This is a genomic window from Enterococcus sp. BWB1-3 (genome assembly GCF_016745275.1).
Lineage (GTDB): Bacteria > Bacillota > Bacilli > Lactobacillales > Enterococcaceae > Enterococcus_L.
Map to the genome: position 1 here is coordinate 1 of NZ_JADOEP010000047.1, position 6800 is coordinate 6800.

The 6800-nt window shown below is 36.1% G+C and carries 6 protein-coding genes; 5 read left to right on the plus strand and 1 reads right to left on the minus strand.

The window, feature by feature from the left end; translation table 11 throughout:
* Positions 1–421 precede the first annotated feature (421 nt).
* Both IW492_RS17475 and IW492_RS17480 read left to right on the plus strand, forming a co-directional pair.
* Positions 422–925: an RNA polymerase sigma factor gene (locus IW492_RS17475; RefSeq protein ID WP_202069344.1), complete on the plus strand. Its 504-nt coding sequence runs from the start codon at positions 422–424 to the stop codon at positions 923–925.
* The gene (locus IW492_RS17480; RefSeq protein ID WP_202069346.1) at positions 918–2186 is read left to right on the plus strand and encodes a hypothetical protein; all 1269 of its coding nucleotides are present in this window, start codon (positions 918–920) and stop codon (positions 2184–2186) included. Before IW492_RS17475 ends, IW492_RS17480 begins: the two co-directional genes overlap by 8 nt.
* Positions 2187–2272: 86 nt before the next feature.
* Here IW492_RS17480 and IW492_RS18220 read toward each other — a convergent pair whose 3' ends face one another.
* Positions 2273–3175 carry a hypothetical protein gene (locus tag IW492_RS18220; RefSeq protein ID WP_236671995.1) on the minus strand — a complete coding sequence of 301 codons (903 nt, stop codon included), beginning with the start codon at positions 3173–3175 and terminating at the stop codon, positions 2273–2275.
* A 607-nt stretch (positions 3176–3782) separates the two neighbouring features.
* On the opposite strand from IW492_RS18220, the gene IW492_RS17490 reads away from it, so the two are divergent.
* The 3 genes from IW492_RS17490 to IW492_RS17500 are packed head-to-tail and all read left to right on the plus strand — an operon-like array spanning position 3783 to position 6650.
* A complete protein-coding gene (locus IW492_RS17490; RefSeq protein ID WP_202069348.1) occupies positions 3783–4835 on the plus strand; it encodes a hypothetical protein in 1053 nt (350 codons plus the stop codon).
* 4 nt (positions 4836–4839) lie between these two features.
* Complete coding sequence (locus IW492_RS17495) at positions 4840–6096, plus strand: tetratricopeptide repeat protein (protein WP_202069350.1); 1257 nt, start codon at positions 4840–4842, stop codon at positions 6094–6096.
* An 8-nt stretch (positions 6097–6104) separates the two neighbouring features.
* The gene (locus IW492_RS17500; RefSeq protein WP_202069352.1) at positions 6105–6650 is read left to right on the plus strand and encodes a YpiB family protein; all 546 of its coding nucleotides are present in this window, start codon (positions 6105–6107) and stop codon (positions 6648–6650) included.
* Positions 6651–6800: the final 150 nt, after the last annotated feature.

Consider the following 6800-nt stretch of genomic DNA (forward strand, 5'->3'; position numbering starts at 1 on the left):
CCTTTGAATTGGTTTTTGTCGACTTTAATTCTACTGGATTTCAAGATGTCTTTCCTGTTTTTTTTTCAAAACGAAAAAAGTGTCAGTGACAATCACGCCACCAACACTAGATATTATAGAGCCAAAAAAAATATTCCCTGCTTATAACCCAAATGATTTAAGTAATTTTTTCTCTCTATCCTGAAATAACTAGTTATTTAATTCTTAAATTTCATAATGATATCTATTGGTTTATTATTTTATTTGCTACAATAAATTTAAGCGTTTTCAACTAATCGATAATAAAAGTGACCAGTACTGAAGCGGCTGATCACTTTTTTATTTGCAGCAGGAAGCTGATTTTCCAGATTCAAAAAATAAATTCATTTTTTCTGTAACCATTTCAACACTGAGACGTATTTAGAGTGAAGGGGGTCAAAAGGTGGATGCGTTTGACGGGGATTTTACAAAGGAATTTAAAAGCTGTCAGCAAGAGCTTTTTCGCTATGCTTTTCATCTGACAAAAAACAGAGAACAGGCGGATGATTTAATTGGAAACGCCTGGTACAAGTATCTTTTGAATATTGGAAAGATCAACACTTCCCAGAGAAAATTCTGGCTGCTTCGAGTGATTTATAACGAATTTATTGATTCTCAACGAAAAAAGAAAAGATGGCGGTTAACATCTCTTTCTAATAATAAAACAAACAGTTTACTACAGACAGAATCAATTGAAGAAGCATTGGAAAAGAAAGTTGAGAAAGAGAATCTGTTGGCAATTATTGCCAGTCTGGAGTTTCCTTATCGCAAAGTTATTTTTCATTTTTACTTTTCAGAAATGTCGGTTACGGAGCTCCAAGCCTTTTTTGGAATGAACAGCAGTCAAATAAAGACAATCTTGTACAGAGGACGCAAAAAGATAAAGGAGAGGATACTAAATGGGTGAACATAAGGATTTTAAAATACTTTTAGAAAAATATCAATATGGTCAGCTTTCTGAAGAAGAAAAACAATATGTAGAGGAAGAGTTGAAAAAAGCAGAAGCAATTCAGGACTACCTGTTTTCTTTGGAAGATTTACCGAAAAATAAAGAAATTCCGATTTTTGAGACGGAAGATGTTAAGCATATTCAAAAAGTTATTCAAAAAAAATGGCTGAAGCAAGGGATAATTACAGGAATAATTGTTCTATTTGTCCTGTTGGGAGGATACTTTTTAGGGGGACCGCTGCTTAACCAGTTATACTTCAATCCATTGAAGGGGCAAAGTGAGAATACCTATAGTGATTTTGAATTGTATGAACGAATTAAGGATAGTCTGTCTCCGGATGGGCCTAATTTAACAAGTGTTAATATTCAACAGACTGGAATTGGTACCTATCAAGTAGATGGGCAGTATGTTGATGTTTTCAGAAATAACTATCAGCTGCAGTCCATCACAATTAAAAAAGATGAAATAGATTACCAGCCGGTAACCTCATACTATCATTCTTTTCTCCCTTCAAGCTGGATTTCAACAGAAAAGATGTTTGGCAGTAAACCAAACCCTGACTTAGCGGAACTAAAAGAACGAATCAATGGTATGCCTAAAAGCAGCTATTTAAAAATCAAATTGTATTTTGAACCTTATAAAAAAGTTGAATTGAATCAGGTTCAGTCGCTTGTAAAACAAAATGAGCTTGAGTATGTGCTGGGAGCTGGAATATTATCTACTGATTATTCCTATCTAGGTACTTCTAATTTTGGACTCAATTTTGGTAAAAGCTACTTGAGAATATTCAATCAGGAAGACGCAGTAAGTCATAGAGAACAACTGGAGCAGCTGAATGAAAAATATCCGGAGCTTTTTCCGTCAAATAATATCAGAATCAGCATGGATTCTGATAAGTTGGAGCAGCATTATTTATCCATGCTGAGTTATTTGATTGATCAGGAAGAGTTGGGAACCGAAATTGAAAAAGTCTACTTCCCTCAAGTATATAATCCTTCAACTGAGGAAGAAAAAGAGCTTTATGCCTCATATCCGAAATATATTGACAGCCTTAAAGAAGCAAAAACGATTGTTGAGAAAAATGGTCTGATTGTCAGTACCTTAACCATTGTTATTCAGCCGTATCAATTTGAATCCTTAATTGACGATGAGATGATTTCAGGAGTTGGACTTGAAGGTGTTGAAATTGAGAATAATTTTTTGTGGAGCGATTTATAGGAATAGAGTAATAGTTACTCATAAAAAATGAAGCGTACAGTAAGGATGAGAACAGACTGTTTTCGCTTCATTTTCTTTTTATTCTATTATCCAAAGCATTTTGAACAAGGAGTCAACCCCATACTTTGAGCTGCCTCCAGACTAGCAGGTGTATATGTTCCGTTGCCGCATTTTCGTGTATGATAATGTGCACCGGTTTTTGTTACTAAAACGGTTTGTTCATTGGTTTGTTCCTGCAGAGCCTCTTCTTGCTGCAGTTCGGCTGCTGCCTGAACTTCCTGATTCCTAATATTTTCATCAATCGCATTTAGTCTGGCTGTCAAATCTGAATTGTGCGCAGGCAGTCCATTCACAGAAGCTAACGCAGCCTCATAATTTTCTCTCGTAAGATTTGCCTCTGCGGCAGCTACCGCAGAAAAGGCTTCAGCTGTCTGAGCTGCAAGTTCTTCTGCTTTTTTAGCCTCTTCATCTGCAATTCTTATTTCTTCTGCTTTCTTTGAAATGAAGGGGCCTGATGCAATTAGATCAACATAACTATAGTTGCCGATCCCATCTTTATCGACAGAAACTTTTACACTTGTGTTCGAAGTGTTTGTGAGAGCATAATTATATTCAAAGTAGCCTTCTGAATCAGAAGTTATTTCACTGATTGTTCCAATTTTGACAGTTGCATTGGGTTTTGTTGTACCACTTATTAAAATCAGACCCTCTTCATCTGATTCCAGCCTGCTTTCAATGACCAGTTCAAGGATTTTTGGCTCAGATAAACTTGACCTGGTTGTCGAAATAATCGTAGAATTTTCCCTGGATATATCTGGATTTTTCTCAACAGATTCATTTTCTTTTGGAACTGTTATTCCCAATAAAATAAAAGAAATAATCAGTATGCCGATAGAAATATTCCTCGATCGTTTATTCGGTTTTTTTCGAATAAAGTACCATGTAGCAAACGCACTGCAAATAATTCCCAACGCAAATAAATTATCCATTTTCTTTCTCCGTTCCGTGTTATAATACTAGTGCTCTGATCAAATTATAAATTACTATAAAAGATAGTCTGCAAATGATGTCAATGACAAGAGCAAGCAACTTCAAATAGCTTGACTCCAGTTAGGGATAAAATCGGTATTTTCTTCCGAGTTGCTCCTGTGCTGGCTGCACGTTTCTTGAATTAGAAGCCTAACTTAGTTTTAAACTGGTCAACACAATAGCTGCAATCTATTCATTTATTTGTTATTCAAAATGCACCTCCTGTGATTCATTCCAACAGAATGTTTTTTTGCTGAATAAAATGGTCAATGTGTATCCTTTGAGTTTTTATTTCTGCTCCAAAGTATCTTATTGATGTACATTTGTATGTATAGCTTAACATGGATTGGAAATAATAGGAATAAAAAATAAGAAACTAAGATAATTGCGTATCTTTTAGCTTATAGTGAATACTCAGCAGAAAAGCAAGCTCTGATTAAAAAATCAGTCTATTTACTTTTATTTCCTGCAGATTCTTTTTGAAAGAGCCTGGAATAACAATTTTTCGGGTGTTTAAAATATCTGTTGAAGGGGAAAGATGGTAGAATAAAATCAGGGAGGTGCTCTATGGAAGTTCTTTACGAAAAAGATGAGCAGCAAAGCCTGGTTGTTTATGGCGAGACAGTAGCATCATTATTAAAAGAAGAGCAGTTTGAAGAAAAGCATATTTTGCTGGTAACAAATCAAAAATATTACGATCTTTTTTCAGATAAGCTGATTCGTTTATTTAATCATCGTCAAAACCTTGACTGGTACATATGCAGTAATGATGCCCACTGTAATAATTTTAGTGAATTGGCATCTTTGTTGGCTTTTATTGGAGCATTTCCAATTTCAAAAGACTATATGCTGATTGGAATAGGAAATGAAGGAGTCATGCATCTTTCTTCTTTTATTGATCGAACAGCACCATTTAAAATAAATACATGGCAGCTTCCGCTTTCTCTGCAAGCCTTAAGTAAAGCAATTTCAGGTTATGGGCTAATAGAGCTGAATCGTCAGAAAGCATTGCAGTCTATTTCACTGGCAGAAAAAATTATCTATGATCAAACAATGATAAAAAAAGACGGAGATAGTCAGTTGGCTGATTTTATGGTATTTATTCAGTGCGGGATTGTTTGCAGCCATGATTTCTTAAGGGATCTGTTTCGGAATTTTTCTGACAAACAACGGCTAAATCAACAATCCTTTAACGGACTTTTAAATCCATTGCTTCAGTTTTATGAAAAGCAGGGGAATTCAATTCAGGAATTTGGCTATATTTTTGAAAAAGCATTTTACGCTGTAGATGGCGGACATCTTCTTTCGAACTACATGAAGCAGCTGCTGGGTATCTTATTACAGCTATTATGGTCCCAACAAAAAAATGGATTTTCGTTTCATTTTGAAAATTTCCTAATCTGGCTGATGCGTTTAGGCTATCCTGTTGAATTTCCGAAGCAAATATTTACCAGTGATTATGTGCAGGAGCTTTTGACCTGCAGCGAGAATTTTGGGAAATCTTTATTATTACAGGATATAGGGGTTCCTGAAGAGAAAGTAAACTTTGATGCAGAACAACTGCTTCTGACAGTAGAGGAATACAGGAAATTGATTGACAAGATAGAAAAAGGACAGTGAAAAAATGACATATAGTGAAAAGATGTTGCAGGCTCTGCATGCAGAAAATCTGGCAGAAGCACAGCTGATGCTGATAGAAGCATTGAAAAATGATGATGAAGATACCTTAGTTCAACTTGGAGAAGAATTGTTGTCTATTGGTTTTTTAGAAGAGGCAAAACTGATTTTTGAACAATTGCTTTCAAAATTTCCGAATGCAGAAGGTCTGAATTTACCATTAGCGGAAATTGCTGTAGAGAATGATCAGTTTGATGAAGCTCTTGTTTATCTGGAAAAAGTACCTGAAAACAGCCCAAGTTATCCTCAGGCTCTATTGATTTTAGCAGATCTTTATCAAGTGATGGGAATTCCGGAAGTTAGTGAAGCCAAACTCAGAGAAGCACAGCAGCTTCTTCCTGAAGAACCGCTGATTCAATTTGCGTTGGGTGAGCTGTATTTTGTGAACGGACAGTTCGCTGAAGCCGCAATACAATATGCAGAGCTGTTGGAACAGGGAGAGGAAAATGTTTCTGGGGTTTCGATCAATGAACGTTTAGGTACCAGTTACAGTATGCAGGGACATTTTGAAGAAGCTGTCCCTTTTCTGGAAAATAGTTTAAAAGAACAACAGACAGATGATCGTCTGTTTCAATTGGCCTTCACCTACATTCAGATGCACGAAAACCAAAAAGCTATTATTTTATTCCAGCAGCTCAGAGCCCTAAATCCGCATTATCAATCTCTTTATTTTTATCTGGGAGAAGCTCTTCAGGAAGAAGAATTACTGGAAGAGGCGCAGGAGGTCTTGGAGGAGGGAATCCACGAGAATCCGTTTCAGGTCGATCTCTATCAATTAGCTTCAGAAAATGCTTATCGGCTGCATGATATTGAAAAATCAGAAAAATTGTTGAAACAGGCAATTGAATTGGGAGAAAAATCAGATGAATCATTGCTGACACTCAGCAATTTATACAGAACAGAAGAGCGTTTTGACGAAGTCATTCAGACTCTTGAAAAAATGGAAGAAAAGGGACACCCATACGCAGAATGGAATCTTGGGAATGCCTACAATGAACTGGAAAAGTTTGATCAGGCAAAACGCCATTACCAGCAGGCATATCAGGAATTGGCACATGAACCGGACTTCTTAAAAGAGTATGGACTTTTTCTAAGAGAGGAAGGAATGCTTTCAGAAGCCAAAGATTTGTTCCAGCGCTATCTGACAATAGAACCAGGTGATAATGAGGTTTTATCTTTACTGGATGACATCGGGGAAGGTTAGGCGATATTATGGAAATTAATGTAGCAGAAAAAAAGAGTTTTTTGGTTTGGCTGGTGAACAATATTTCCTTTCCAAAACGTGAAATAATCTGGATATTGAATTATTTGATTAATCATGAAGTGATTTTAAATAATGTATCATTTGTAGAGTATGCAAATAAAACAGATCGCGGGATTCAAATTGCTTCAGCAAGCGCAGATTATGAACCGATTATATTATATCTTCAAGGAAAAACCTTTACGGATACGGATCAGATTTTTCATGAGATCCGAATGAACTGGAAAGATCGTCTGTACCTTGAATGTATTTTTGATAAGGCATTCCAGAATACGGAGTATCTTTCTATACTTGAAGACAATCCTTTTTCCCCTTGGAAAGAGAATATCAGTGATGAAACGGTTCAAAAAATAAATGCTTATTTTGAGCATCAAGAACATACTGCCCGTATGGCGCTGCTTCGTTCACAGATTGATCAGTCATTGGAAGATGGAAACCACGAAGCCTTTCTAGAATTGTCTGATGAACTGAATCGAATGAAGCAGTTGTATCATTAAGAAGCTTTGATGTTTACAATACTAAAAAGGCTCTTTGTCAAATCGGACTGATAGTATCACCAATGAACATCGGAAGAAGGAATCGAACTCCTTCTCCGGTGTTTTTTATTTGTATTGAATAAGGCCGTTGAGTAAGAAAATTCGGGTACG